We start from the raw sequence: 26,620 nt of genomic DNA on the forward strand, positions 1-26,620 counted from the left end.
TTCAACGATAATGGCTTGGTGATTTCTGATATCAAGGTTGAAACAAAAGTTACATTACCTTCAACCAGAAGTTTGACACCAGTAGATCTACCATTAAAAATCAGAATTAACGAAGCTTACAATATTGATGATATTGATACTGAGGAATTAGATGAGAATACTATTATTATTCCTATCGATGATGAGCATCCAACAATTGATGTTTATGAATCAGTTTTGGATAATATTTTGTTAAGTATTCCTAGCCAAGTTTTAACTGAAGACGAAGAAAAAGGTAAAAATATGCCATCAGGTAAGAATTGGGAAGTTATTTCTGAAGAGGACTACCAGAAGCAAAAAGAAGAGGATAAACAAGTTAATCCTGAATTTGCTAAATTAAAAAATTTATTTAAAGATAACGAGGAAAAGGAGTGATATTATATACTCCTTTTTTATTTTTTTGTTATGATTAATATGTTATGTAATAAAAGTTGGAGGTAAAAGTATGGCAAAACCACAAATTGGTGTTATTGGTATGGCTGTTATGGGTAAGAATTTAGCCTTAAATATTGAGAGTCGCGGTTATGATGTTGCAATTTTTAATAGAACAGGTTCAAAGACTGAAGCTGTTGTTAAGGAACATCCTGACAAGAAATTATATCCAAGTTATACAATCGAGGATTTCGTAGATTCATTGGAAAAACCTCGTCGTATTCTTATGATGGTAAAGGCCGGGGCTGGTACTGATGCAGTTATCAACCAACTTATTCCTTTGCTTGATAAGGGTGATGTTTTGATCGATGGTGGTAACACATTCTTTGAGGACACTATTGCAAGAAATAAACGTCTAGACGAATCAGGTATTAACTTCATCGGAATGGGTGTATCTGGTGGTGAACTTGGCGCATTGCAAGGACCTTCATTGATGCCAGGTGGTCAAAAAGAAGCTTATGACTTGGTTGCTCCAATTTTGGAACAAATTTCAGCCAAAGCTGATGAAGATGGCGCACCATGTGTATCATATATCGGACCTAATGGTGCCGGTCACTATGTAAAGATGGTTCACAATGGTATCGAATATGGTGATATGGAATTGATCTCTGAAAGTTTCAACTTGTTGAAGCACTTGTACAACAACGACTTGAATAAAGTTGCTGATGTATTCAAGGACTGGAACAAGGGTGAACTATCAAGTTACTTGATTGAAATTACTGCTGAGATCCTAACTAGAAAAGATGACGAAGGCAGTGATGACTTCATCGTTAATAAGATCATGGATAAAGCTGGTAATAAAGGTACTGGTAAGTGGAGTTCACAAAGTGCTCTAGAACTTGGTGTTCCACAATCACTAATTACTGAAGCTGTTTACTCACGTTATATCTCTGCATACAAAGACGAACGTGTTAAGGCAAGCAAGGTATTAGCTGGTCCAACAAGTAAGCCTGATGTTAATGTTGACGAATTAGTTGAGAAGATTCGTAAGGCATTGTACTTCAGTAAGATCATGAGTTATGCTCAAGGATTTGCTCAAATGAAGGCTGCTTCAGATCACTATGATTGGGACCTACAATACGGTGAAATCGCCCAAATCTGGCGTGCCGGTTGTATCATTCGTGCACAATTCCTACAAAAGATCACTGATGCATATGACAAAGATGCTAAACTTGATAATCTCTTGTTAAATGATTACTTCAAGGATATCGTTGACAAGTATCAAGCCGCTGTTCGTGACGTGGTAAGTTACGCCGTTCAAGCAGGAATCCCAGTTTCAGGATTCATGTCAGCCGTAACATACTACGATCAATATCGTTCAGAAGTATTACCAGCTAACTTAGTACAAGCACAAAGAGACTACTTCGGTGCTCATACATACGAGAGAACTGATAAACCTGGTATTTTCCATTATACTTGGTATAAAGAACAATAGAGAGTGGAAAAAGCCGGTTAGATTTTGAGCACTGCCTAGAATAAATGTTGTGGCACATAGTGACACGTTATTTATTCGTAGCAGGCGCAGAAATCTGGCTTTTGCAACTCGTTTCAAAAGCACAAACAACAAAAGTCAAACTAAGAAAGAAATTTCGATAGTCTGGCTTTTTTATTTTCTAAATTTTTCAATCAAAAAGTTTTTAACAAATGAATCAAGGCAATAAAATAATTAATCTTGCCGTCAACTCGCTGTTATCACCACAATTAAAGAAAGCTTTACTTCGTAAATTATTCTCTAATCTAATCCATTTTTTGGACCAAAATGTATAATTTTTCATCTCAAAATAAAAAACTTGTCTTCTTTTAATTTTTGCTATATGTTAAAATCATTAGTGCATTGCCTTGAGAGGGCACAATCCACTTAATGTATTAAGTGATAATTAAAAAAATTTAATATACGGGAGAATAGTATGGCTAAGATACTTGTTATTGAAGACGAAGAAAATATGGCCAAATTTGTTCAACTAGAACTTCAACATGAAAACTATGATGTTTCTGTTGAACGAGATGGTCGAACAGGTCTTGATGCTGCATTGAGTGAAGAATGGGATCTTATTTTACTTGATCTTATGCTTCCAGAATTAAACGGAATTGAAGTTTGTCGTCGTGTTCGTCAAGAGAAGAACACACCTATTATTATGATGACTGCACGTGATTCAATTATTGATCGTGTATCCGGTTTGGATCACGGTGCTGACGATTATATCGTTAAGCCATTCGCAATTGAAGAATTGCTTGCTCGTATTCGTGCTTTGTTAAGACGTATCGACTTAGATATCGATGTTACTCGTAACAATGACCAAGTTTTGAAATACAAGAATTTGGTGATCGATAAGACTACACAAACTTTGAAGCGTAACGGTGAAGTGATCGACTTGACTAGACGTGAATATGATTTATTGAGTGCCTTGATGGAGAACGTTGGCACTGTCTTGAGTCGTGATGACTTATTGGAACGTGTTTGGGGAAGCGGCAGCAGTACAGAAACAAATGTCGTTGACGTTTATATTAAGTACTTGAGAAATAAGATCGATCGTGGTGGCGCTCCAAGTTATATCTCTACCGTTCGTGGTAAAGGGTACGTGATGCGTCGATGAGGATCTCTATACGATTTAAATGGACCGCAATGATATCGGCAGTTATTTTAGCAGCGTACATTGTTGTAGCAACCATTGCCATGCACACGGTTGACAAGGTCGCTACGCCAGCCGTGATCCGTACGTTTAATACTAGATTGATAATTGCTGGAATCGTTGTATTTGTTGTAGGGGTTGCGGTTAGCTTTTTTGCGGTCAATCAAGTTTTGAATAATATCAAGGTTGTCAATAATACAATTGATGATTTGAATAAGAAACCTGATTCTGATTCGCGTATCAAAATTCGTAAACGCAATGATGAGATTTACGATTTAACAGTTAATATCAACAAGATGCTTGATAGGATGCAAGCCTATACTAACCAACAGAAGGAGTTCGTCGAGGACGTTTCTCACGAGTTGAGAACTCCAGTTGCTGTCCTTGAAGGACATTTAAGTATGTTGCAACGTTGGGGCAAAGATGATCCTGAGGTTTTGAATGATTCGATCAATTCTTCATTGCAAGAATTGAAACGTATGCAATCCTTGATTCAAGAAATGCTTGACCTAACTAGAGTTGAGCAAATTGATAGTGATTATCTTGATCAGACTACTGAGGTTAAGCCACTATTTATTCAAGTCTATAATGATTTTAAGATGCTGCATGATGATTTTGTTATCAATTTTGATGATGATATTAGGGATGGCAGTATTGTTAAGATTTATCGAAATCATCTTGAACAAGTATTGGTTATCCTTCTCGATAATGCCTTCAAGTATTCCGCTGATCGTAAGGAAATAAGTCTGTCAGCATCAACTAATTCTGAAGTACTAGAAATTGCAGTTCAAGACTACGGTCTTGGAATCGCCAAAAATGACGTTAAACGAATTTTTAATCGTTTCTACAGAGTTGACAAGGCACGCTCTAGAAAGCGTGGAGGAAACGGTCTAGGGCTTTCTATCGCCAAAAGATTGATAGAGATCTATCATGGTACATTGGAAGTAGAAAGTGTTGTCGGTTCCGGTACGGTCTTTAGAATTGAATTGCCATTGTTGCAAGATACTGAAGAAGCTAATGATTCAGAAGAAAAAGCTAAGTCACGTTCTAAGAAAAAGAAAACTGAAGCAAAATAAAAAGTACTCCGAAATTTCGGAGTACTTTTTTTCGTTAATCTTTAGGTCTATTTTGTTTACCCTTATTTAATTCACGAATGTTCTTGTGCAATTCATGTGAGTCTTCATCGCCTTCATCAACGATATCCGACGTGTTAGATGAATTGGAACTTGAGGTACTTGATGAACTTGAACCTAGGATCTTGTTCAATGATTCTTCAGTAACAACAACTGTAACAGGATTGTGTTTCAATCTCTCGTCAGCCTCACGTTTGATCTTAGGCATGATGATGTAGTTAGTGATCAATTGTTGGATGACGATGATGATACCACCGACTAAGAAGTACAATGCCAAGGCAGCAGATGAGATCATTGAGATGAAGAATGTCATCATAGGACTCATTAGAAGCATTGTTTGCATTTGCTTTCTTTGTTCTTGTGGAACGATTTGTAGTGACATGAATCCTTGAACAACATAGAACAATGTAGCAATGATCGTGATGACCATACTTGATTTACCAAGTGGAATTGATAAGAAGGTTGCGGCACCAATTTCTTTAGAATATTGCACGGCTTGATAAATACCGATCAAAACGGGCATTTGAAGTAGCAATGGCAAGCATCCTAGTCCACCGGTCAAACTCAAATTGTTCTTCTTGTAAACTTCCATCATTAAGCTACTGATTTTTTGTTGTGTTGCAGGATCTTTAGCTTCTTTTTGCTTTTCTTGAATTAATTTCAATTGAGGTTGAACAGCGCGCATTTTTTCTTGTTGAGCTGTCGACTTGTATTGTTGGTTCAAGGAAAGTGGCAATAGAACTAAACGAACTACGAATGAGATGATGATGATTCCCCATGCGTAAGCATTTTTACCACCAATTGCTTTGGCAGTGGCGAGGATCAAGTTTTGGAACGGTGTACCGATCCATTTATAGATCCATCCGTAAGGTCCGCTCTGTGGAGCGTGTAAGGCAGCACCGGTTCGTTGAGCACAACCAGTGATAACTAACGACAGAACTATCACGAGTGATAGAACTGATATATATTTGACAAATTTTTTATTCACTTATAAACCACCCTTTTAGTCATATAAAAGTAATATACGTTAAGTTAATTGACGTTTCAACCGATGACGGTGAATTTTCTATAAGATTTCACATCATCAGAAAAAGTATAGTCCAATTTATCAACCCTGCCAAAGGGTGAAGGGGAAGCCTTAACTTTACTTAAGAAAATATATAAAATTCTTTCGTCAGCCTCGGCCTCAATTGACACCGATCCATCCATTTCATTTCTAACTGTTCCGACAACGCCCATTTTATCAGCCAGTTGGACGACTGAATAACGGAAGCCAACTCCTTGGACTAATCCCGAAACATTAATGGAAAGATGCTTCATACTTATCACCTCAATCTTTTAATATGGTAACATTATATAATAGAAAGCAAGAGGGATGAATTTAATGAAATATATTGAGTCTAAAAAAAATGATGAAATTAAACAATTAGCAAAGTTGTCTGCAACTAAGAATATCAAAAAAACTGGTACTTACTTGATCGAAGGTTTTCATTTGGTACGTGAAGCTGATGCCAATGATCAAAGAATCGTTAAGTTATATGTGACTGAAAACAACGAAAATGATCGTTTAGCAAAGAAGTATCATGACATCGTTACCGGTGTTTCAGATGATGTTGCACAAGCATTATCTGAAACAAAAACACCACAAGGAATCTTTGCGGTCGTTAAGGTACAAGAGAATGATGACTTAACTGAAATGAAAGGCCAATGGGTGATCTTGGATGACGTTCAAGATCCTGGTAATGTTGGTACGATCGTTCGTACTGCTGACGCTGCCGGCTATACTGGTGTTATCACTAGTTTGAATTCAGCTGACTTCTACCAACCAAAGGTTCAAAGATCAATGCAAGGTAGTCAATTCCATATGCCAATTTATCGCATGGATCTCCAAAAAGCAATTTCAATTGCTAAGAAGTCAGGCTTGAAAGTTTATGGTTCAGAAGTTAATAAAGAGGCCATGCCATACAACAAACTAGAAAAGACCGATGATTTTGCATTAGTTATGGGTAACGAAGCTCACGGATTAGGAGCAGACGTATTGTCAGAAACTGACCAAAATATCTTCATTCCAATCCTTGGTAAAGCCGAATCACTCAATGTAGCAGTCGCTGCCGGTGTCTTGATGTATGGTTTGAAATCAATTTAAAACTTGCGAAACTTTTAAATTTTTGTATAATCGATATATATAATATTTGTAAAAACGATGACGAAAAGTAGTAATCACAGCGTTTATTTCAGAAAAGGCCAGTTGCTGAGAAGGTCGAATGAACAAAATGACGAATTCACTTTCTGAGTTTTGAAGCTTGGTTTACTATATAAAACCCTTGAGTGCATATCTTTTTTGATATGAACTAGGGTGGTACCGCGAGTCCTCGTCCCTTTTTTGGAACGAGGACTTTTTTTGTTTTAGGAATTAATTTAGGAGGAACAACGAATGTCATTAAATGATAAATTAAAAGACTTGCGTGCTAGTGGTATTGATGATGCCAAACGTGCTGAGAGAATCCAAGAATTAAATGACTTAAGAGTTAATTTGTTAGGTAAGAAGGGACCAATTACTAAGGCACTTCGTGGAATGAAAGATGTTCCAGTTGAAGAACGTCCTGAAATCGGTACGCTTGCCAATAATGTTAAGAAGGATATTCAGGCTGCCATTGAAGAAAAAATGGAAGAATTGAACCGCAAGTTGGTTGCTAAGAAGCTTGAAGAAGAAACAATCGATGTCACTCTTCCTGCTCAACCAAGGAAATATGGTACTAGACATATCTTGAATCAAACTATCGAAGACATTGAAGAGTTCTTCATTGGATTAGGTTATCGTGTCGATGCTGGTCACGAGGTTGAAGAAGATCATTACAACTTCGAACGTTTGAACATCCCTCAGAATCACCCTGCACGTGATATGCAAGATACTTTTTATTTGACTGATCAATTACTTATGCGTACACAAACTTCTGCTCAAGAAGGCCGTGACATGGAGTCTCATGACTTCTCCAAGGGTCCTTTGAAGGTTATCTCACCAGGTGTTGTTTACCGTCGTGATGATGATGACGCAACTCACTCACATCAGTTCCATCAAATCGAAGGTTTGGTAGTTGATAAGAATGTTTCGATGGCAGATTTAAAGGGAACACTTGAAGCATTATGCCGTCACGTCTTCGGTGCAGACCGTGAAATTCGTTTCCGTCCTAGTTACTTCCCATTCACTGAGCCCAGTGTTGAAGTTGATGTTTCGTGTTTCAACTGTGGTGGTGAAGGTTGCCGTATTTGTAAGTATACTGGCTGGATCGAAGTTCTAGGGGCTGGCTTAAGTCACCCTAACGTTCTTGAAATGTCAGGTATTGACTCAACTGTTTATAGTGGAATTGCCTTCGGTCTTGGACCTGAGAGATTCGCTATGTTGAAGTACGGGGTCAACGACATTCGTGACTTCTACTTGAACGATGTAAGATTCCTAGAACAATTCAAAGGAGTAAATTAAGATAATGAAAATTTCCGTTAATTGGTTAAAAGAATATATCCCAGTTACTCATACTGTTGAGGAAATGGCTAACAAGATTTCATTGACAGGTATCGAATCAAGTCCTGTTCACAACGCTGAAGGATTAGATAAATTAGTTGTCGGACACATTACAAGTATTGCCCCACATCCAGATTCAGATCACTTGAATATTACAACCGTTGACGTTGGTGAAGATTCAGACATTCAAATCGTCTGTGGTGCTCCCAATGTTGCCAATGACCAATACGTAATCGTTGCCTTACATGGTGCTCATTTACCAGAGGGCAAACGTATCAAAAAAGGTAAGATCCGTGGTCAAGAATCAAACGGTATGATCTGTGGTTTAGATGAGATCGGTGTCCCAACAAAATACGTTCCTGAAGCTTATCACAACGGGATCTATGTTTTCCCAGAAGTAGTTGCACCAGGAACTGATGCATTAACAGCACTTGGACTAGACGATGACATGGTTGATATGGACATCACACCTAATCGTGCTGATACATTAGGTATGCGTGGAGCCGCTTGGGAAATTGGTGCTACATACGATGAGAAGCCTGAATATACTGCCCCTTCAATTGATGAATCAAAAATCATTGACTCAAATGACTTAACTGTAGATATTGAAAACAAAGAACTAGTACCTGATTTTTTGGTTAGAACTTTGAAGGATGTTACTGTTGGTGAAAGTCCATTGTGGATGCAACGTCGTCTTTGGAATCAAAATATCCAACCTGTAAATAATGTTATCGATGCTGCCAATTACGTCATGATTGAATTTGGCCAACCAATTCAAGCCTATGATCTTGATAAACTAGAAGAGAAACACATTACGGTTCGTAACGCCAAATCAGGTGAGAAGTTCTCAACCGAATTGAACAACCAAGACGATGAAGAGAATACTAATACTATTTTGAACAAGAACGACTTAGTAGTCGCTGCTGGAGATCAAATCCTTGGTCTAGCTGGTGTTGCTGGTGGAATCAGTGCTCGTGTTACTAATGAAACTAAGAACGTTGTCTTAGAAAGTGCGGTTTATGATGGCGCGGCTGTTCGTAAAGCTGCTCAAAGACACGATCTTCGTGGGGATGCTTCAAATAGATTTGAAAAAGGTGTCGACAATGGTGCCGTATCAGATGCATTAGTGCGCGCTACTCAATTAGTTGACGAAAATGCTCAAGCCAGTGAGATATCTGATGAATTGGTTGGAATTGCAACAGAAGCTAAGCCAACAGTTATCAAGGGTAAGATTTCACACATCAACCACTTGATGGGACTTGACCTGTCAGCTGAAGAAATCATGAATATCTTTGATCGTCTAGGTTTTACTGCTGAACTCGATAACGATGATGTTACAGTTACGATCCCTACTAGACGCTGGGATATGAGTATTGAAGCTGACCTCGTTGAAGAAGTTATTCGTATCTATGGTTATGAGAACTTGAAGGGAACATTGCCTACTGGTATGGAGACGGCTGGTGGATATTCTCCAAAACGTGAGTTCAGTAATAAGCTTCGTAATATTTTGTTAGGTCAAGGAATGAATGAAGTTACAAACTTCTCATTGATGAACAAAAAAGAAGCTGAAGACTTTAATGTGATCAATACTAACTACACTAAGCTATTGCACCCAATGACTGAAGATCATGAATACTTGAGAACCAGTTTGATTCCTGGATTGGTTAATAATGTAGCCTATAACCAAGCTAGAAATAATAATGACATTAGTGTTTTTGAACAAGCTAGAATATTTGATCGTGCAGATGGTGTCGATCGTCCTAAGGAAATCGAATATATTGCTGGTGCAATTAGTGGTAATATAGCCTTGGATTCATGGAATACTCAATCTAAGCAGGTCGACTTCTATGATGTTAAAGGTATAGTTGAAGAATTATTATCGTTCACAAATATCGATGCAAATTTTGAATATCATGCAACTAATAAAATTTCTAACTTGCATCCTGGTCAAACTGCTGAAATAATAGCAGATGGACAATCCATTGGTTTTATTGGTAAACTACATCCAGACTACCAAAAAGAACATAGTATTGATGAAACATTTGTATTTGAATTGAACGTTGACACACTATTTGGTATGGAGAAGCGCAATGTGCAAGCTAAGACTGCTCCTAAGTACCCAAGTATCAGTCGTGACCTCGCTATCTTGGTTAATAAGGATATCGAAAGTGGCGCAATTGTTAAGGATATTTTTGACAATGGTGGTAAGTATCTGATCGATGTTAACATCTTTGATGTCTATCAAGGTGTAAATATTAAGGCAAACCATAAGTCACTTGGTTATCATTTAGTGTTCCAAAACCCTGAAGATACTTTGACAGATGACACAGTTGAAAAGGCTTTTGACGTTGTTAAAGACAGTTTGGTTCAAAAATTTAATGTAGAAATTAGATAATTGCGTTCAAACTAATGGTATAATTCTAATTAAATTAACTCGGGAGGCTGTGTCTTGAGCCAAAAGGATGAAAAAAAAGAAGCATTAAAACAAGAGTCCAGTGAAAAAATTGAGACTCGTGCTAAGGAACGAACGGTCGCTAATCACATAGCGTATTGGATCGTTGGTGTTATCGCAGTGTTAGCAGTTGTTGTAGCTATTATTGGCTTTAACTATGTAAATAGTTCAATGCAGCCATATGATGCAAACAGCAAGGCAAATATTGCGGTGAAAGTGCCAATTGGTTCCTCAAGCAAAGAAATTGCCAAACAATTGGAACAAGATAAGGTTATTAAGAGTGCCAGTGTCTTTAATTTCTATATCAAAGCTCAGAATTATACTGATTTTCAAGCAGGATATTACACTTTCAAGCAATCAATGCCTTTGAGTGAAGTCGTTAAACAACTTCAAAATGGTAGTAGTGCCGAGCCGACTGGTATTGCTTCAGATACTGTGCTAGTTCGTGAAGGTGTCACTATCGAGCAAATTGGTGATCAGATTCAAAAGAGCACTAATTTCAAGAAGAAGGATTTCTTGAAGTTGATGAAGAATGAAAGTTATCTCAAGTCACTTCAAAAAACCTATCCACAGTTGTTAGATTCAACGATGGCTAAAGATAACGTTCGTTACCATCTTGAAGGATATTTGTTCCCAGCAACTTATGGAGTGTATAAGGGATTGACACTGAAGGAACTCGTTAACCAAATGGTTCAAAAGGAAAATCAAGAGATGGAACCTTACTATGCAACCATTAAGGAAAAGGGTCTGACAGTTCAACAGGTAATGACACTATCGTCACTTGTTGAACGTGAAGGTGTTAAAAACAAGGATCGTAAGAAGATTGCCGGAGTATTCCTTAACCGAATCGATATCGATATGCCTATTCAATCAGATATTTCTGTAATGTATGCATTGAATACGCATAAGACACACTTGACTTATAAGGATATCGCCGTAAAATCACCATATAACTTGTATAAGAATGCTGGCTATGGTCCTGGACCATTTAACCAACCTAGTTTACAATCTATTGAGGCGGTCCTTGAACCGTCAGAAAGAAATCAAAACTACTTGTACTTTGTTGCTGACTTGAAGACCGGAAAAGTTTATTATTCACATACTCGTGAAGAGCATGATAAGATAAGTGCTTCTCTAGGACAATAGTCATGAATTGTATATAATAGCAAATGTCATCTAATCTAACGGTTAGATGACATTTTGAGATTAAAATAATAAAGATAATAAAAAAAGTGAGGATTTAATAATGGCAGAAAAAAGTTACCCAATGACAGCAGAAGGTAAGAAAAAGTTAGAAGAAGAATTGGAAGATTTAAAGAAAGTTAAACGTCCAGAAGTTATCAATCGTATTAAGATTGCTAGAGGCTTCGGTGATCTATCAGAAAACTCAGAATATACTTCAGCAAAGGACGAGCAAAGTGTTGTTGAATCACGTATTTCACAAGTTATCGAAATGCTACAATATGCTAATGTTGTTGATACTGATGATATTGCCCATGATGAAGTTTCTGTTGGTAAAAAAGTTACTGTTCAAGAAGATGGTGAGGAACCTGATGAATATACCATCGTTGGTTCAGCAGAATCAGATCCTGATGCTGGTAAGATCTCAAATGATTCACCTATTGCCAAGGCATTGATGGGTAAACACGTCGGAGATGTTGTTACAGTTGAAACTCCTGTTGGAAGTTATGACATTACTATCAAAGCCGTAGAAGTTGCATAGCGTAACCGTTTTCTGCTATGTTTATCTCATACGTTAAATGAGGTGGACAAATAATGAAAATTGAATTGACAGAAAAAGCACAAAAATGGTTCAAAGATGAAATGGACTTAGTACCCGGTGATGGTGTACATTTCTATGGTAAGGTCTACGGTAAAACAATGGTTCATGAGGGATTTTCAATCGCAATGCGTAAGGAAAAACCAGTAAAGCCGGAATCCAGCACAGTTATTGATGGTATTACTTATTACATCACTGATGCTGATACATGGTTCTTTGCTCGCTATGATCTATTAGTTGAATATGACCCAGATCTAGATGGACCTAAATATATTTTTAAATCTAATGAATAATGCTTTATAGTATTTTGAAGGGAAACCTATGAGAAGAGTACTGGATATAATAAAGAAAAGAACAGGTAGTCAAGCTAAGTCTACTATCCCATTTCGACTTAACCTGCTTTTTTTTATTGTCTTTGCGTTGTTCGCTCTGCTAGTTGGTCAATTAGCTTATTTACAAATCGTTTATGGTGGTAAGTTTGCGGCTGAGGTAGATCGTACAGATAAGACAGTAATGACAGGAAGTGTACCACGTGGGATGATTTATGACTCTAAGGGACGCTTATTAGTAGGTAACTCGACAGAAAGTGCCATTACTTATACAAAAAGTTCTGGAGTAAAATCCAGTGATATTTATACGATCGTTAATCGTTTGACAAAGTATGTTTCAATCGAAAAAGAAACTTTGTCAGATCGTGATAAAGCTGATTATATTTTGTCAGCTCCTGGTAAGGAAGCTAAGGTAGCGAAACAAATGCCTAAGTCATGGAGAAGAGATTCGAATGGTGATGCCCTATCCAATACGACAATTTATAATAATGAGATCAAATATCTTAAGAAGATGGGGATGCATCTGAGTGATGCGGAACTGTCAAAGGCAACTCTGTTCAAAAAAATGAGTGCTGCATATTCACTTTCGACGGTTTTCTTGAAGGATAAGAATTTAACTTCAAAAGAAATTGCTGAAGTAAGTGAACATTTGACTGAATTACCTGGTATTAGTGTTGGTACTAACTGGAATCGTGAGTATCCTCAGGGTAAGTCAATTGCAAGTATTATCGGTGGTGTATCGACGGAACAACAAGGTATTCCAGACGATGAATTAAACACTATGCTGGCGTATGGATATTCACGTAACGACCGTGTCGGTACTAGTTATTTGGAGAAGAGTTATGAAACGATTCTTTCTGGTACTAAGAGTGAACGTGAAGTTCAAATAGGTTCCGGTAACCAAATCAAAAAGAGTAAGTTAGTTTATGGTGGTCAAAAGGGTGGAAACCTAAATTTGACTATTGATTCTAAGTTCCAAAAGAAAGTTCAAAGTGCATTGTCTACGCAGTTTTCTTCAGCTCAGGCTGCAGGAATAACTCAGTATTCTGATGGTGCTTATGTTGTTGTTGAGAATCCTAAGACCGGGGCTATTTTGGCTATGGCCGGTGTTAGAAATGATCCACAAACTGGTAAGACATCTGAAGATGCTCTTGGTGTTATCAATAGAACGTTCGTTATGGGGTCGGCTGTTAAAGGTGCTACGGTTCTAGGTGCATTGATGGATGGAGTAATTACTCCAACTAACAGTGTGCAGGCTGATAATCCAATTTATTTGCCTGGTAGTGCCGTTAAAAAGTCTGTTTACCCAGTTGGTACTTATAGCAGTATGAATGCCGAGAAGGCCCTAGAAGTGTCTTCTAATGAGTACATGATGGCTCTAGCTATGAAAGAAGCTAATGCCAAGTATGTACCTAAGGTATCAATGACTATGAATCCTGACATTTTCTCTAAGTTGAGAGGGTACTTCAATCAATTTGGATTAGGTGTTAAGACTGGGATCGATATTTCCGGTGAAACTGGCGGTATCGAGGGTTCCGTTAGAAATAGTCAGGGACAATTAAAGACTGGTTCAGCACTGGATTTGTCTTATGGTAACTACGATTCATATACATTGATCGAAATGGCACAATATATTTCAACTATCGCCAATGGCGGATACAGAATGAAGCCTTATTTGGTACAATCTATTCAAAAGACTAAGAATGATGGTACTAAAGGTGCGCTTGAATCAGTCACGACTCCAACTGTATTAAACAAAGTTGGTTTCACTCAGGCTGATTTGAATGTGGTCAGAAGAGGTATGTACAATGCTGTTCACGGTTCAGATTACTGGACTACAGCTACAAGATTGAAGGATCTAAGTCCTTCAGTAGCTGCTAAGACAGGTACTGCTCAATCCTTCTACTACAACCCTAATGATCCTGATAATCAGGACCCACCTGAAACAATTACAACTAGTTTGGTATCGTTTGGACCTTATGATGATCCAAATGTTTCTATGGCTATCGTATTCCCTAATCTAACTAGTGAGTCAGGGAACTATCCACAATTAGTTGCAAAACAAATCTATACAGATTACTATAAGATGACGGGTCAAGATTAATCTTAAATTAACACTTTAAAAATGTTGATAATAATGGTATATTTGACTAGTTGAATTTTAGTTAAGGATTTTATGAAAGGATGTTCCAAACATGAGAGTAAATATAACAATGGAATGTACATCATGCCATGAACGTACATATCTAACAAACAAAAGCAAGCGTAACAACCCTGATCGTCTAGAACTTAAAAAATATTGCCCACGTGAGCGTGTTGTTACATTGCATCGCGAAACAAAATAAACAACAGGTTAAAATTCCTGTTGTTTTTTTTTACTAGGGAGGTAACTTTTGGATAAAGTCAGCTTCAGAAAAAAACAAATCGATATCATGGAAGAATTCATGAAATCAGATCAAGCACAAAAAGAAATCAATGAAGTTTATCTTAAATTATTTGATGATAGTGGCTTCAAAGCAGCCAAGAGTATTGGTATTACTTTGAGTATGGGAAGTGAAATTCCAACGTTTCCTATCATCAAAGAGTGTTGGGATTTAGGTAAGGAAGTATATATTCCTAAGACTTTTAAAGATTATTCAATGACTTTCGTTCAATATACTAAAGATACAGAATTAGAAACCAGTTCATTTGGTGTTAGAGAACCCAAAAATTATCAGACTGATGTATTGAATCCACCAGAGCTGATAATTGCTCCTGGATTGGCATTCTCTGAAGATAAAAAAGCTCGTTTGGGCTTCGGTGCGGGATATTATGATCGTTATTTGGCACAATATCCAACTAAGACCGTTGCCTTGGCTTTGTCACGTCAGTATTATTTACAGACACAATGGCCTGTTTTTGTATTGGACAAACCCATCGATCAAATTATCTCAGTAGCAAAGGATGCATAATGAATTATCAACAAGAAAAACCATATGTAACTTGGTTTCTGCTGATTTTTACAATTGGCATTTTTGCTGCAGAAACACTTTCAGGTGGTTCACAAAATATCAATACTTTACTGACCTTCGGTGCTAAGACGAATAATCTTGTACAAGAGGGTCAATGGTGGAGATTGATTACACCAATGTTTATTCATATTGGTGTTTTACACATTATGATGAATGGTTTTACAATTTTTTATGTTGGTCAGATACTTGAGCCAATGGTAGGACATGTTAGATTTCTTTTTATTTACTTTTTAAGTGGGATAACAGGTAATCTTGCTAGTTTTGCGTTTGGTTCATCTAACACAATATCTGCTGGTGCCAGTACTTCTTTATTTGGATTGTTTGCGGCCTTTTTGGCTTGGCAGTCATCTACAAGGAGAATCGCTTCTTAGCAGAGTTAGGTAAGAGTTTCTTAGGACTTATCGTCATCAACTTAATACTTGATCTCACAATGTCAGGAATTGATATTTGGGGTCACATTGGTGGTGCAATTGGTGGGTTCCTAGTTGGACTAGCATTAGGATTACCAGGAATTAAGCGTCCTAAAGTGATTTTTAGGGTACTTGCCATGGTATCGGTTGTTGCTATTTCTTATTTTATGTATACAAAGGGTATGATAGTCTATGGATGAAATGAGCTTTAGAACCCTCTATGACGTACAACAATTACTCAAGAGATTTGGTACCTACGTTCACTTAGGTAAGCGCATGTGGGATATCGAGTTGATGTCAATTGAGGTTAAACGGTTGTACGAAAATGGAATGATTGAAAAAAAAGTTTTTATTAATGCACAATTGGTTTTAAAGGCTGAACATAGAAAAGAAGAAAAAAAAGAAAAGGACAGATCAAAGTGACAGACAAGAAATTAATCGGTGTTGACCTAGGTGGTACAACAATTAAATTCGCCATTTTAACTGCTGCAGGCGACATTCAACAAAAGTGGAGTATTGAAACAAATATTCTATCTGATGGTCAATTAATTATTCCTGATATTATTGATTCAATTAATCATCATCTTAAGATGTATGACATGAAAGCTGATCAATTCAGTGGTATTGGTTTGGGATCACCAGGTACTATCAACTTTAAAGAGGGTACTATCAAAGGTGCTTTCAACTTGAACTGGAAAGATGAAGTTTATCCAGTTAGAGATATTGAAGCTGGCACAGGCATTCCTGTAACTATTGAGAACGACGCTAACGTTGCTGCTCTTGGTGAAAGATGGAAGGGTGCTGGTAATAACGCTGATGACGTTGTCTTTGTAACTCTTGGAACTGGTGTTGGTGGTGGTATCATCGCTAACGGTCAATTATTACATGGTGCCAATGGTGCTGCCGGTGAAATTGGACACGTTACTGTTGATCCTCATGGTTTCATGTGTACTTGTGGTAAGAGAGGTTGTCTTGAAACAATCGCTTCTGCAACTGGTATTGTACATGTAGCCAGAGATCGTGCTGGAGAATACGCTGGAGATTCAGAATTGAAAGCTATGCTTGATGATGGTCAAGATATTTCTGCTAAGGATGTATTTGATCTAGCTAAAACTGGTGATGATCTTGCCTTGATCGTTGCAGACTATGTCTGTGATTCATTAGGATTTGCTTTGGCAAATATTGCTAACTCATTGAATCCTAAGTATGTTGTTATTGGTGGTGGTGTTTCAGCCGCTGGTGATTTCTTGCTAAACAAAGTTGAAAAAGCTATGCGTGCTAATGAGTTCGCAACTATTAAGGATTCAACTGAAGTTAGATTAGCAAGTCTTGGAAATGGTGCCGGTGTTATTGGTGCCGCTTCATTGATTAAGTAAAGTTGATTAAAAGTTAGTTAGGGGTTTTTATTGATGCAAGTTATTAACATTATTTTGTACATCATTGTAATTGGATTCTTGATCTATTGGGTCGGCACATGGGCTTATTACTTGTATAAGGGTAAGCAAATGGGTGGAGCCATTAGTGGTGAAGAATTTGAATCAACAATGAGAAAAGCTCAAATCGTTGATTTAAGAGAAAAGAATAGTTTTGACGCTAAGCATATTTTAGGTGCTCGTAATCTGCCTTATTCTCAGCTCAAGTACAATGAAGGTGAACTAAGACCTGATCTACCGGTATATTTATATGAAGACCGTAAGTCAGTCAGTGTTCGCGCTGCTGTTAAGTTGCAAAAAAAGTGGGGCTTTGAAAACGTTAAATGGTTGGATGAGCGTTTTTCTGATTGGGAAGGTAAAACTAAGAAGACTACTAAACTTTAAAAACAATGATTTGAAAATATTGAAAAAAGGAGGCTGTGACATATTGTCAAGTCTCCTTTTTTTATAGTCTGTGATTGTTATTTGTTGCTAATTAACCTTGGTGTGCTTGTAAGCTTTTACGGTTAGCACGACGACGGTTTGCTTCAATACGATCATTTTCAGCATCTTCTGGTTCGATTACAGTCTTCTTGAATGCGTGAAGTGCGCCATATACAGCAGTTGCTGTAGTGATTGAACCAAATAAGAATCCTTTAACAAAACGTAAATGTTTTTGTTTCTTTGCCATAATAAATACCTCCTAATCTTTAAGTCCCATTATGGCTTATTTCTTGTAAAATATCTATAAAATACGATGCAGAGAGGTGATTTTTTGGAAAAAGTTGTTGCAGTAGTCGGACCAACTGCAGTGGGTAAGAGTGCGCTTGGATTAAAATTAGCACAAAAATTTAATGGTGAAATAATTTCTGGTGATTCGATGCAAATCTATCGTGGATTGGATATTGGGACCGCAAAGGATAGCCCAGAAGAACTGTCTGAGGTTCCACACCACTTGGTTGATATCAGCGACGTGACCGAGAGATATACCGTCAAGGACTTCCAACAAAAAGCGAGAAGAGTTGTTGAGAATCTGGCGGAGAATGAGAAGAATTCATTCGTTGTAGGTGGAACGGGATTCTATTTGAATTCATTGATACAAAATCTGAATCTTGGTGGAAAAGCCGATGGCGATAATGAACTACGCAAAGAATTATTAAAAATTGAGAAAAATTCTGGTATCGATGGGTTAGTTAAGGTTTTGCGTGACGAAGATCCTTTAGCAATGAAGACCATCGATATTTCAAATGCTAGAAGAGTTATCAGGGCAATCGAAGTTCATCGTGAAACTGGTAAATCTATTGTTGATCAAAATAATGGAAATCAGTGGGCAGAGTTCTATTTGATTGGTTTAACCGATGACAGGGACAAATTATATGCCCGTATCAACAGTCGGGTCGATAAAATGGTCGAGATGGGCTTATTAGACGAAGTGAGACCAGTTTATGACAATCGTGACCAAATACCTCAAGCTAAGAACGGAATTGGTTACAAGGAGTTATTTCCTTATTTTGAAGGGACTGCTACACTGGAGTCATGCCTCGATGAGATCAAGAAGAATTCAAGGCATTTTGCTAAACGACAATTAACTTATTTTCGTAATCAGATGGATGTCGATTGGTATAATATTAGTGAGGAACCAGATTATCAAACAAAAATTGAAAACCGAATCAAAGGATTTTTAGGAGGATATAATGGCTAGATGGAATGACAGTTTTCCAGTTGAGTTGAAAGAAGCAATCAAACAAGTGGATAACGAAATAGCAGGGAAGCTTAATGAAATTGATGAACGCGTTTTGGATAATCAGGACAAAGTTCTCAAAGCATTTAGAAAAGAAAACATTGATGAGAGTAGTTTGCTCGGTACAACTGGTTATGGGGATGATGATCGTGGACGTGATCAACTAGAGGCGGTTTATGCTGACGTATTCAAGACTGAAGCAGCCTTAGTTAGACCACAATTTGTATCCGGTACACATACTTTGGCAACTGCGCTGTTTGGTATTTTAAGACCTGGTGATAATTTGTTATACGTTACTGGAGAGCCTTACGATACAATGCAAGAAGTTGTCGGTATTGCTGGTAACAAGCGTGGTTCATTGATCGATTATAAGATTGGTTTTGACTCAGTTGATATGATCGGTGATAAGGTTGATTATGAGACCATGAAAAACAAGATTATAGAGCAAAATCCCAAGGTCGTAGCAATTCAACGTTCACGTGGCTATTCGACTCGTAAGAGCCTGACAGTGGCTGAAATTGCTGAAATCATCAAAGAGGTACGTTCGGTATCTAAGGACGTAATTATTTTTATCGATAACTGTTATGGTGAATTCTCAGAAACAATCGAACCAACTGAAGTTGGAGCTGATTTGATGGCAGGTTCATTGATCAAGAATGTTGGTGGTGGTTTAGCCAAGACTGGTGGATACATTGTCGGCAAGAAGGATCTTGTTGAATTAGCAAGTTATCGTTTAACAGCTCCTGGTATCGGTGCTTCTGAAGGTGCTACGATCGATCGTATGGAAGAAATGTATCAAGGCTTCTTCCTTGCCCCAAGAGTAACTGGAAATGCCATAAAAGGTGCTATCTTTGAAGCTGCCTTGTTTGCTAAAATGGGATTGAATGTTTCTCCAAAGTGGAGTGATGATAGAACTGATTTGATTCAAACAATCATCTTCAATGATCCAGATAAGATGGTTAAGTTTACTAAATTGGTTCAACAATATTCACCAATCGATTCAAATGTTGTTCCAGAACCTAGTGAAATGTCAGGTTATGAGGATGAAGTTGTTATGGCTGCCGGGACTTTTGTTTCTGGTGCTAGTGTAGAATTCTCAGCCGATGGTCCAATGCGTGCGCCATATATTATTTATATTCAAGGTGGATTAACATACGAGCACGTTAAGATTGCCATTTCTAATGCATGTAAGGAATTATTCTACTAAAATCACCTTGCCAAATCGAACACACGTTCGTATAATGGTACTTGAGGTGAGGACATGCAAAGTGTAATTCTCAAGAATTTTATAGGTGAGTTTAATAAAAGATATGATAAAGACACGTATAGAAGTTTAGTCTTGGTAAACAATAGTCTGCTGGATCAATCTTCTATCGTTATGCGTAGTTTTGATGATACCTTGCGTACAACGATCGAGAAACAAATATTTGGGATTTCACCCATGAACTCTGTTTTGATTCAGGGATTAGTTAGGGATGCAGAAAAAACTCTGCCAATTGCTGAAGATGATGTTCAATATAGAAGCGTTTAATGCGCAAATAACGTCCATGAATAAGATATTCGTGGGCGTTGTTTTTGTTTATAAAAGCATATTTGTATTGCAAAATAAAAAAATAAAATTTTTTAATTTTTCCCGTTGCATTTTTTTAAACCATTCTCTATAATAGAACAAGTGATGTCACAGTGGCTCAGTTGGATAGAGCAACGGTCTTCTAAACCGTAGGTCGTGAGTTCGAATCTCACCTGTGACATAAATAAAAATAGACAATATCGTTAACTCGGTATTGTCTATTTTTTTTACTTGCTACCAAATAAAATTAATTTGTTTTCTTCCTGTAATTCAGAAAGAAATTCTTTATCATGTACTGACATTTCTGATTTACCTTGGGGCTTAAAAACTAATTTGATCCAATTAAGTATTTTCATAATCAAAACCTCCAACAGAAACATAGACTTAAAAGATATTTTTATATATGTTTAAACATCTTTTAGCAACTGAAGTATATCAAATTTATGATAAGAAACAAAAATATATGTTTATGATATTAATATTGTTTTAAAGGATAAAAAAATAGACTACTAAAGTAGTCTATAATGCATTGCCATTGAGTTCGATCTTACGTGTTTTGATGATGTGTTCTAGTTCCTCCAAATCATCAGTGGTAGATTTATTGCGAATGAAACTACGCGCTGAAGAGCGCATGGCAATGTAGTTTGCTCGCTCGCGATTATTCTTGTGCCATTTTTTGTTGGCACGTTTCTGTGCATCTGTTAAGACCATAGGTTTCCTTCTCCCTAAAAAATGTGTCGGAAAAATTATATACAAGGTCTGAAAATTAAACAAGTTTATTCTTAAAGTTGATCAAAATAAATAAAAAAATTTAATGGAAACCTATTCTTGTTCAATACTATCTATTAGTCTACAATGTTAGACAATATAAAATGCTTATATGATTCGGTAACAGGGGGTTGATTGTGAATGAAAAAAATTATTAAAACTACAACTGGTATTTATCAGGGATTTGAAGAACACAATCACGTAAACTTTCTTGGAGTACCATTCGGATATGCACGTAGATTTAAACGTGCTGAGGAATATTATGTTGATGATCCACAAAAGATCAATTTAGCAGTCCGACCAGGAATTCAACCAATGCAGGATAATGCATTTCAAAATTCTGATGTCCGCTTCGGGGAGAACTGTCTTAATCTAGATATTTCAACGCCTGACATTAGTGGAAAGTTTCCAATTGTTATTGAATTTTATGGTGGGGGATTCTTGCACGGTGGTAATGCAACCAAAAACATGCCGTGGTTAGATGAACAGCCAATTGTTCACATCATGCCTAATTATCGTCTTGGATTGTTTGGTTGGGGTAAGGTGACTGGCGGCGATACTAATGTTGGGCTATCTGATCAACTGAAGAGCATCGAGTGGGTCATCGATAACGCTACTAAATTTGGTGGTGATGTTGATAATATTAGTCTGGTTGGTTTATCAGCCGGTGCTAAGTCAATTGCGGCGCTGATGGCATCTAATTCTGAGTTGCTTGATAAAATCAGTAAAATTGTTCTTTTCAGTGGTTCGTTTCAAACCATTAGAAATCTCGAAACGGCACAAAATGTGACCGAGAGGTTTTGTAAGACAAATAATATTTCAACTGATAAAGATCTGCTGAACCTGACTGATGATGGCTTGTTAACTGTTCAACGGAATACGATCGGTGAACACATTGCGACTAATTGGTTTGGTCCAATAGTTGACAATGATTTGATCTCTGATAACTGGTTGAGCGTGGTCGCACAGCGTGTACAGAGAACGGACTTTAAGTCGTTGATCGGTGCGGGTAGTAATGAGCAGGCTGCATTAAATAAATTTAACTTGTCTAGATTGAAGAATAACATTGTACCGGATCTGTTCGGTAAAAATGCTGATGCTGTCCTCAAACAATTACCATCTGATGGCGATCAAAAGACTGATTTGGTCAGACTCATCGGTGAGGCCATGTACAGTTATCCGGCATTTAGAAGCCAAAAGTTCTTAGCTGAAAATGAGGCTGAGGTCTATGGTAATTACTTTACAGTGCTAGACGGACGTCATGGTGGCAATATTGAGTATTTGAATACACCAACTCATGAGTTGAATATTGAATATCGTAAAAATAGAAAGTATTATTTCCAATTGATCGTAGATTTTCTGCTGAATGATAAACCATACAACGATGATATTAAGTATGAGTGGCCTTTGTTTGACAAAAATCAGTTGGTGATGGAATTGGATTCAAATGACTTAAGTAGTGTCTCGATGATAAATCATCAGTGGATCGAAAATATGCCTTGGCAAAATTATAAGTTGTAAAAAAGTTACTAGTCAAAACCTTGTTCTGGTGGCTTTTTGAAAGCTCATTGAAAAAATAATATTGCAATGTAAGAATTTTCATTTTACAATAAAACCGTTGTGCTTAAAGTTTAAGAAATATGTCATGTTATTTTGATGTATTTCTTAGGATTTTAGAGGTGGGATGCTTGAAAAGGGAGTATTCATTTTTTATAACAGTAGCATTTATAATCGTAGATTTAATTGTTTCTGTATTGACTCAACTCAATGTCATTAGCAATACTGCTGGTATCGCGATAGGCATTGGCTTGATTGCGTTATTGGTCTTGATAACTAGGATACTTACTAGGCTCAATTGGAAAAAAGGCAAAACCGCCTTTTCCTTTTTAGTCGCAGTATTTGTACTTTTGATTTTTGGCCCTTTGGTAGTTGCATCATCATTGGCCGTTTAAAAACAGAATATTGATTAAGGATTGGGACATGAGTGGTTAGTTCCAATCCTTTTTTAGTATAATCTAGGAAGTATATTTTTATGTGAGGTATCAAAATGTCCAGTTCAACGTGGAAAAAATTGATCTTAAGTTCAACATTTATAATTTTGAGTATTTTATATACATATCTTTTGGCCATTCATGGTAGTTCAAACTGGAATTTGTCATTTGATATCGAGCGAATCAAGAGTTTGGGGAACGTTCTAGTTTCACCGACTAATTTTGATTATTGGAATCATTCCGGTAGTCTAGTTAGTTTGTTTATGCCGTGGTTAACTTCGATATTGTTCTGGCCATTATTTCAGATTGGTAATGATACATTAAGCTATTTGTTATTATTCTTTATCATTAATTTACTAACATTTATTAGTTCGTATTATTTCAGTGAAAGATTTTTTAAAGATACGTTACAATCATTTTTATTTTCAATAATTTATACGTTATCTTTGACAAGATTTAATTTAATCTTCAGTAATCAGATTTTTGATTATCTGTTATTGATTTTTTTGCCGATGGTATTTTTTGGATTGTTTCAGATGATCGAAGGCAGATTCAAATTCTGGCCGGTCTTTAGTTTGGGGATGGTATTAGTCGCACTTACTAGTCCCTGGATGGCAATTAGCATTACCGTAGTATCGCTGTTTATGATTGCACTTGGCGTTTTCTCACGTCAAACTCACAGTTGGAAATACTGGGGGATGATGATCTTAACGGGATTTGAATCCGTCATATTAGCGGTGATTTCAACAGCATGGTACACGTTGCCATTAATTGAACAAAATAATTTTTATCAAAATAAAATAAAATCAACATATATTCAAGTAAGTAAATTTGATTTCAGTAATTATTACAGTAGTGATCAGAATAAATATCTTCTTGTTTCAACTGTTTTCATAATTTTGGCAGTAATTGTGTGGTTCTTCATAAAAAGCAGCCTGTCGATTAAAATATCAGCCGTTGGTGTCATTATCGCTGGTGTACTATCAACGGATTTAATTCCATGGAAAATTGCTGGGATAGATTTTACCAAGTTAACTTATTATTTTTGGATTGTTTGCATTTACTTATTGTGTCAGTTTGTTAGTTATGCATTATCCAGGGTTTTGAATAATAGATCGTCACTTCTGAAATTATTTGTTTTAGTTTTGACAACGTTGGCTAGTTGTTCAGCTGTTTATATAGGGGCGAATAATATCAAACCATTGAATAATGTAAAATCTCAGGCATCATTATTGGTTCATTATCCTAAGGATAGCTTGACTAAGACTGACTTAAACAAATTCCTAGTCAATGGAAAAGAGAATCGAATCACTTCGCAAACTACACCTAATTCCTTTGAATTTAAATATTATGATCCTAAGTCGGTTACGATCGATACGCCAATATTGGCATATCGAGGACATCAGGCACAAATAAATAATGAGAGTGTTGTGACAAAAGTATCAAAACGTGGAACGATTAGAATTCAGACTCAGCCCGGAGCCAATATCGTGCGTATTAGTTACCATTATAGTGATCTTGCAAAGATATCATTGATCATAAGTGTGATTGGATTATTGACATTGTGTTGGCTGATTTTGAATAAAGGTCGTTGGACAATTAGAAAAATTGTTTATAACAGTTGAAAAAGATTGTGATATTTGCTATATTTTATTAGTTGCAATCACTATTGCATCTACAACCGCTCAAAATTAGGTTTAAGCTTCGGCACCTAACTGGCGAGTCTTAGAAAGGAGTGTACACATATGTACGCAATTATTAAAACTGGTGGTAAGCAATATAAGGTTGAAGAAAATGATTCAATCTTTATTGAAAAACTTGATGTTAAAGAAGGGGACGCTGTTACATTTGACGATGTAATTCTTGTTTCTGACGGAGACAGTGTTAAAGTTGGAGATCCTGTAGTAAAGGGTGCTTCAGTTACAGGTAAAGTTGAAAAACAAGGTAAGGACAAGAAAGTTGTTACTTACAAATACAAACCTAAGAAGCATTCACATACTAAGACAGGTCACCGCCAACCATATACTAAGGTACTTATCGACAGTATCAAAGGTTAATTATGATTAAGGCAAGTTTTCACCAGAATGACAAACAACAGATTGATTCGTTTTTAATCACAGGGCATGCTGATTCAGGACCTTATGGTCAAGATTTGGTTTGTGCAGCTGTTTCGGCAGTGACGATTGGAACAATCAACAATCTGGAGAAACTTACTAAGGCCAGTCCTCAGGTTGTACTTGATGAGGTCAACGGCGGTCATCTTGGCTGTCGTTTTGATGAAGCAGTATCTCACGATACGGCTTTACTACTGGATAATTTGTTTTATATCCTCAAGGATATTCAAGACAGTTATCCAGAGAACATTAATGTTCGAATACAAAATAAAACTATAGATCTTGCTTAAGGAGGTAAATCTCATGCTTAAAATGAATTTACAATTTTTCTCTCACCATAAGGGTGGTGGATCAACTTCTAACGGCCGTGACTCAGCTGGTCGTAGATTAGGTGCAAAACGTTCTGATGGTCAATCAGTTCTAACTGGTGGAATCATCTACAGACAACGTGGAACAAAAATTCACCCTGGTGAAGGCGTTGGCCGTGGTGGCGACGATACATTGTTCGCACTTAAAGATGGTGTTGTTAAGTTTGAAAGACTTGGCAAAGACAGAAAGAAAGTTTCTGTATACTAATTCTTATATCTTACTTAAAAAGAGGACATTGTCCTCTTTTTTTTATATAATTAACTAGAAATATTGCCATTAATAGTGAAATATTGGTAAGATAATATGTAAAGTGTTTTTTTAACGTTTAATCAATCGAGGAGAATAAAAATGTCAATTTCAGTAAATGAATTTAAAAACGGTTTGACTATCGAAGTTAAAGATGGAATCTGGCGTGTTATCGAATTCCAACACGTTAAGCCAGGTAAGGGTAGCGCCTTTGTTCGTTCAAAGTTAAAGAACTTGAGAACTGGTGCTGTTCAAGAAATGACTTTTAGATCAACTGCTAAAGTTGAAAAAGCTACAATTGAGAACAAGAAGATGCAATATCTATATGCTGATGGTACAAACCACGTCTTCATGGATACTGCCACTTATGAACAACTTTCACTTCCTCAAGAAGAAATCAAAGAACAATTGAAATTCTTGAAGGAAAATATGGAAGTTAACGTTTTGATGTATGGTGGTGAAACACTTGGTGTCGATCTTCCTAATACAGTTGACTTGAAGGTTGCCTCAACAGAAGCATCGATCAAGGGTGACACACAATCAGGTGGTTCTAAACCAGCTACTATGGAAACAGGTGTTGTTGTACAAGTACCATTCTTCGTTAACGAAGGTGATATGCTAACAATCAACACACAAGATGGTACATATATTTCACGTACCAACTAATTTTTGA

The 26,620-nt window shown here is 36.9% G+C and carries 33 protein-coding genes, 1 tRNA gene and 1 other annotated feature; of the genes, 29 read left to right on the forward strand and 5 right to left on the reverse strand.

What is annotated here, in order from left to right:
• The 4 genes from JCM14932_RS05455 to JCM14932_RS05470 all read left to right on the forward strand — a co-directional run.
• The coding region (locus JCM14932_RS05455; protein ID WP_025023997.1) for a DUF177 domain-containing protein at positions 1 to 414 on the forward strand (414 nt) is incomplete at its 5' end.
• A 70-nt stretch (positions 415 to 484) separates the two neighbouring features.
• Complete coding sequence (gnd, locus tag JCM14932_RS05460; protein ID WP_025023998.1) at positions 485 to 1,906, forward strand: NADP-dependent phosphogluconate dehydrogenase; 1,422 nt, start codon at positions 485 to 487, stop codon at positions 1,904 to 1,906.
• Positions 1,907 to 2,378: 472 nt separating this feature from the next.
• Positions 2,379 to 3,065 (forward strand): response regulator transcription factor, encoded by a 687-nt coding sequence (locus JCM14932_RS05465; protein ID WP_025023999.1) that lies wholly within the window; start codon positions 2,379 to 2,381, stop codon positions 3,063 to 3,065.
• Between the two features lie 29 nt (positions 3,066 to 3,094).
• Positions 3,095 to 4,177, forward strand: a complete 1,083-nt coding sequence (locus JCM14932_RS05470; protein ID WP_235700528.1) for a sensor histidine kinase — start codon at positions 3,095 to 3,097, stop codon at positions 4,175 to 4,177.
• Positions 4,178 to 4,211: 34 nt separating this feature from the next.
• On the opposite strand, the gene yidC is transcribed toward JCM14932_RS05470, so the two are convergent.
• Both yidC and JCM14932_RS05480 read right to left on the reverse strand, forming a co-directional pair.
• Complete coding sequence (gene yidC / locus JCM14932_RS05475; RefSeq protein WP_025024001.1) at positions 4,212 to 5,222, reverse strand: membrane protein insertase YidC; 1,011 nt, start codon at positions 5,220 to 5,222, stop codon at positions 4,212 to 4,214.
• A 56-nt stretch (positions 5,223 to 5,278) separates the two neighbouring features.
• A complete protein-coding gene (locus JCM14932_RS05480; RefSeq protein ID WP_025024002.1) occupies positions 5,279 to 5,554 on the reverse strand; it encodes an acylphosphatase in 276 nt (91 codons plus the stop codon).
• A 64-nt stretch (positions 5,555 to 5,618) separates the two neighbouring features.
• Between JCM14932_RS05480 and JCM14932_RS05485 the strand changes: the two genes are divergently transcribed.
• The 14 genes from JCM14932_RS05485 (at position 5,619) to JCM14932_RS05540 (ending at position 17,553) form a co-directional block, all read left to right on the forward strand.
• On the forward strand, positions 5,619 to 6,380 hold the full coding sequence (locus JCM14932_RS05485; protein ID WP_025024003.1) for a TrmH family RNA methyltransferase: 762 nt from the start codon (positions 5,619 to 5,621) through the stop codon (positions 6,378 to 6,380).
• A 288-nt stretch (positions 6,381 to 6,668) separates the two neighbouring features.
• Positions 6,669 to 7,715: a phenylalanine--tRNA ligase subunit alpha gene (pheS, locus tag JCM14932_RS05490; RefSeq protein ID WP_025024004.1), complete on the forward strand. Its 1,047-nt coding sequence runs from the start codon at positions 6,669 to 6,671 to the stop codon at positions 7,713 to 7,715.
• A gap of 4 nt (positions 7,716 to 7,719) precedes the next feature.
• On the forward strand, positions 7,720 to 10,149 hold the full coding sequence (gene pheT, locus JCM14932_RS05495) for a phenylalanine--tRNA ligase subunit beta (RefSeq protein ID WP_025024005.1): 2,430 nt from the start codon (positions 7,720 to 7,722) through the stop codon (positions 10,147 to 10,149).
• A 54-nt stretch (positions 10,150 to 10,203) separates the two neighbouring features.
• Positions 10,204 to 11,352 (forward strand): endolytic transglycosylase MltG, encoded by a 1,149-nt coding sequence (gene mltG / locus JCM14932_RS05500; RefSeq protein ID WP_025024006.1) that lies wholly within the window; start codon positions 10,204 to 10,206, stop codon positions 11,350 to 11,352.
• Positions 11,353 to 11,452: 100 nt separating this feature from the next.
• On the forward strand, positions 11,453 to 11,929 hold the full coding sequence (gene greA, locus JCM14932_RS05505) for a transcription elongation factor GreA (RefSeq protein ID WP_025024007.1): 477 nt from the start codon (positions 11,453 to 11,455) through the stop codon (positions 11,927 to 11,929).
• A gap of 53 nt (positions 11,930 to 11,982) precedes the next feature.
• Complete coding sequence (locus JCM14932_RS05510; protein WP_025024008.1) at positions 11,983 to 12,279, forward strand: HesB/YadR/YfhF family protein; 297 nt, start codon at positions 11,983 to 11,985, stop codon at positions 12,277 to 12,279.
• 40 nt (positions 12,280 to 12,319) lie between these two features.
• Positions 12,320 to 14,419 carry a peptidoglycan D,D-transpeptidase FtsI family protein gene (locus JCM14932_RS05515; RefSeq protein ID WP_025024009.1) on the forward strand — a complete coding sequence of 700 codons (2,100 nt, stop codon included), beginning with the start codon at positions 12,320 to 12,322 and terminating at the stop codon, positions 14,417 to 14,419.
• A 91-nt stretch (positions 14,420 to 14,510) separates the two neighbouring features.
• Complete coding sequence (rpmG, locus tag JCM14932_RS16275) at positions 14,511 to 14,660, forward strand: 50S ribosomal protein L33 (RefSeq protein WP_081776111.1); 150 nt, start codon at positions 14,511 to 14,513, stop codon at positions 14,658 to 14,660.
• A gap of 48 nt (positions 14,661 to 14,708) precedes the next feature.
• A complete protein-coding gene (locus JCM14932_RS05520; protein ID WP_025024010.1) occupies positions 14,709 to 15,266 on the forward strand; it encodes a 5-formyltetrahydrofolate cyclo-ligase in 558 nt (185 codons plus the stop codon).
• Positions 15,266 to 15,697, forward strand: coding sequence for a rhomboid family intramembrane serine protease (locus JCM14932_RS17005; RefSeq protein WP_235700529.1), 432 nt, complete (start codon positions 15,266 to 15,268; stop codon positions 15,695 to 15,697). The genes JCM14932_RS05520 and JCM14932_RS17005 overlap by 1 nt, the downstream gene beginning before the upstream one ends.
• Entirely contained in the window at positions 15,664 to 15,936 is a 273-nt protein-coding gene (locus JCM14932_RS17010) for a rhomboid family intramembrane serine protease (RefSeq protein WP_235700530.1), read from the forward strand. Before JCM14932_RS17005 ends, JCM14932_RS17010 begins: the two co-directional genes overlap by 34 nt.
• Complete coding sequence (locus JCM14932_RS05530; protein ID WP_081776112.1) at positions 15,929 to 16,159, forward strand: YqgQ family protein; 231 nt, start codon at positions 15,929 to 15,931, stop codon at positions 16,157 to 16,159. Before JCM14932_RS17010 ends, JCM14932_RS05530 begins: the two co-directional genes overlap by 8 nt.
• Complete coding sequence (locus JCM14932_RS05535; RefSeq protein WP_025024012.1) at positions 16,156 to 17,112, forward strand: ROK family glucokinase; 957 nt, start codon at positions 16,156 to 16,158, stop codon at positions 17,110 to 17,112. Before JCM14932_RS05530 ends, JCM14932_RS05535 begins: the two co-directional genes overlap by 4 nt.
• A 33-nt stretch (positions 17,113 to 17,145) precedes the next feature.
• Positions 17,146 to 17,553, forward strand: coding sequence for a rhodanese-like domain-containing protein (locus JCM14932_RS05540; RefSeq protein WP_034542683.1), 408 nt, complete (start codon positions 17,146 to 17,148; stop codon positions 17,551 to 17,553).
• Between the two features lie 91 nt (positions 17,554 to 17,644).
• Here JCM14932_RS05540 and JCM14932_RS05545 read toward each other — a convergent pair whose 3' ends face one another.
• Complete coding sequence (locus JCM14932_RS05545) at positions 17,645 to 17,839, reverse strand: DUF3042 family protein (RefSeq protein WP_025024014.1); 195 nt, start codon at positions 17,837 to 17,839, stop codon at positions 17,645 to 17,647.
• An 84-nt stretch (positions 17,840 to 17,923) separates the two neighbouring features.
• Here JCM14932_RS05545 and miaA point away from each other — a divergent pair, with 84 nt between their 5' ends.
• From miaA to JCM14932_RS05565, 4 genes are all read left to right on the forward strand, one after another.
• Positions 17,924 to 18,850, forward strand: coding sequence for a tRNA (adenosine(37)-N6)-dimethylallyltransferase MiaA (miaA, locus tag JCM14932_RS05550; RefSeq protein WP_025024015.1), 927 nt, complete (start codon positions 17,924 to 17,926; stop codon positions 18,848 to 18,850).
• Positions 18,843 to 20,096, forward strand: a complete 1,254-nt coding sequence (locus JCM14932_RS05555; RefSeq protein WP_025024016.1) for a methionine gamma-lyase family protein — start codon at positions 18,843 to 18,845, stop codon at positions 20,094 to 20,096. The genes miaA and JCM14932_RS05555 overlap by 8 nt, the downstream gene beginning before the upstream one ends.
• 54 nt (positions 20,097 to 20,150) lie before the next feature.
• Positions 20,151 to 20,420, forward strand: coding sequence for a hypothetical protein (locus JCM14932_RS05560; RefSeq protein ID WP_025024017.1), 270 nt, complete (start codon positions 20,151 to 20,153; stop codon positions 20,418 to 20,420).
• Positions 20,421 to 20,566: 146 nt separating this feature from the next.
• Positions 20,567 to 20,640: transfer RNA gene (locus JCM14932_RS05565), tRNA-Arg, on the forward strand.
• Between the two features lie 46 nt (positions 20,641 to 20,686).
• Here the strand turns inward: JCM14932_RS05565 and JCM14932_RS17400 are convergent.
• Both JCM14932_RS17400 and JCM14932_RS05575 read right to left on the reverse strand, forming a co-directional pair.
• On the reverse strand, positions 20,687 to 20,815 hold the full coding sequence (locus JCM14932_RS17400) for a hypothetical protein (protein ID WP_268870360.1): 129 nt from the start codon (positions 20,813 to 20,815) through the stop codon (positions 20,687 to 20,689).
• 163 nt (positions 20,816 to 20,978) lie between these two features.
• Positions 20,979 to 21,170, reverse strand: coding sequence for a hypothetical protein (locus JCM14932_RS05575; protein ID WP_025024018.1), 192 nt, complete (start codon positions 21,168 to 21,170; stop codon positions 20,979 to 20,981).
• A 198-nt stretch (positions 21,171 to 21,368) separates the two neighbouring features.
• On the opposite strand from JCM14932_RS05575, the gene JCM14932_RS05580 reads away from it, so the two are divergent.
• The 7 genes from JCM14932_RS05580 (at position 21,369) to efp (ending at position 26,613) form a co-directional block, all read left to right on the forward strand.
• Positions 21,369 to 22,748 (forward strand): carboxylesterase family protein, encoded by a 1,380-nt coding sequence (locus JCM14932_RS05580; protein WP_025024019.1) that lies wholly within the window; start codon positions 21,369 to 21,371, stop codon positions 22,746 to 22,748.
• A gap of 167 nt (positions 22,749 to 22,915) precedes the next feature.
• On the forward strand, positions 22,916 to 23,179 hold the full coding sequence (locus JCM14932_RS05585; RefSeq protein WP_025024020.1) for a hypothetical protein: 264 nt from the start codon (positions 22,916 to 22,918) through the stop codon (positions 23,177 to 23,179).
• Between the two features lie 95 nt (positions 23,180 to 23,274).
• Positions 23,275 to 24,843 (forward strand): glycosyltransferase family protein, encoded by a 1,569-nt coding sequence (locus JCM14932_RS05590; RefSeq protein WP_025024021.1) that lies wholly within the window; start codon positions 23,275 to 23,277, stop codon positions 24,841 to 24,843.
• A 44-nt stretch (positions 24,844 to 24,887) separates the two neighbouring features.
• Positions 24,888 to 24,954: a sequence feature (ribosomal protein L21 leader region), on the forward strand.
• Positions 24,955 to 24,963: 9 nt separating this feature from the next.
• The gene (rplU, locus tag JCM14932_RS05595) at positions 24,964 to 25,275 is read left to right on the forward strand and encodes a 50S ribosomal protein L21 (protein WP_025024022.1); all 312 of its coding nucleotides are present in this window, start codon (positions 24,964 to 24,966) and stop codon (positions 25,273 to 25,275) included.
• Positions 25,276 to 25,277: 2 nt separating this feature from the next.
• Complete coding sequence (locus JCM14932_RS05600; RefSeq protein WP_025024023.1) at positions 25,278 to 25,622, forward strand: ribosomal-processing cysteine protease Prp; 345 nt, start codon at positions 25,278 to 25,280, stop codon at positions 25,620 to 25,622.
• Between the two features lie 13 nt (positions 25,623 to 25,635).
• The gene (rpmA, locus tag JCM14932_RS05605; protein WP_025024024.1) at positions 25,636 to 25,908 is read left to right on the forward strand and encodes a 50S ribosomal protein L27; all 273 of its coding nucleotides are present in this window, start codon (positions 25,636 to 25,638) and stop codon (positions 25,906 to 25,908) included.
• A 141-nt stretch (positions 25,909 to 26,049) separates the two neighbouring features.
• Entirely contained in the window at positions 26,050 to 26,613 is a 564-nt protein-coding gene (gene efp / locus JCM14932_RS05610) for an elongation factor P (RefSeq protein ID WP_025024025.1), read from the forward strand.
• The last annotated feature ends 7 nt before the right edge of the window (positions 26,614 to 26,620 follow it).

The sequence above is a fragment of the Companilactobacillus nodensis DSM 19682 = JCM 14932 = NBRC 107160 genome, assembly GCF_000615905.1.
Classification (GTDB): domain Bacteria; phylum Bacillota; class Bacilli; order Lactobacillales; family Lactobacillaceae; genus Companilactobacillus; species Companilactobacillus nodensis.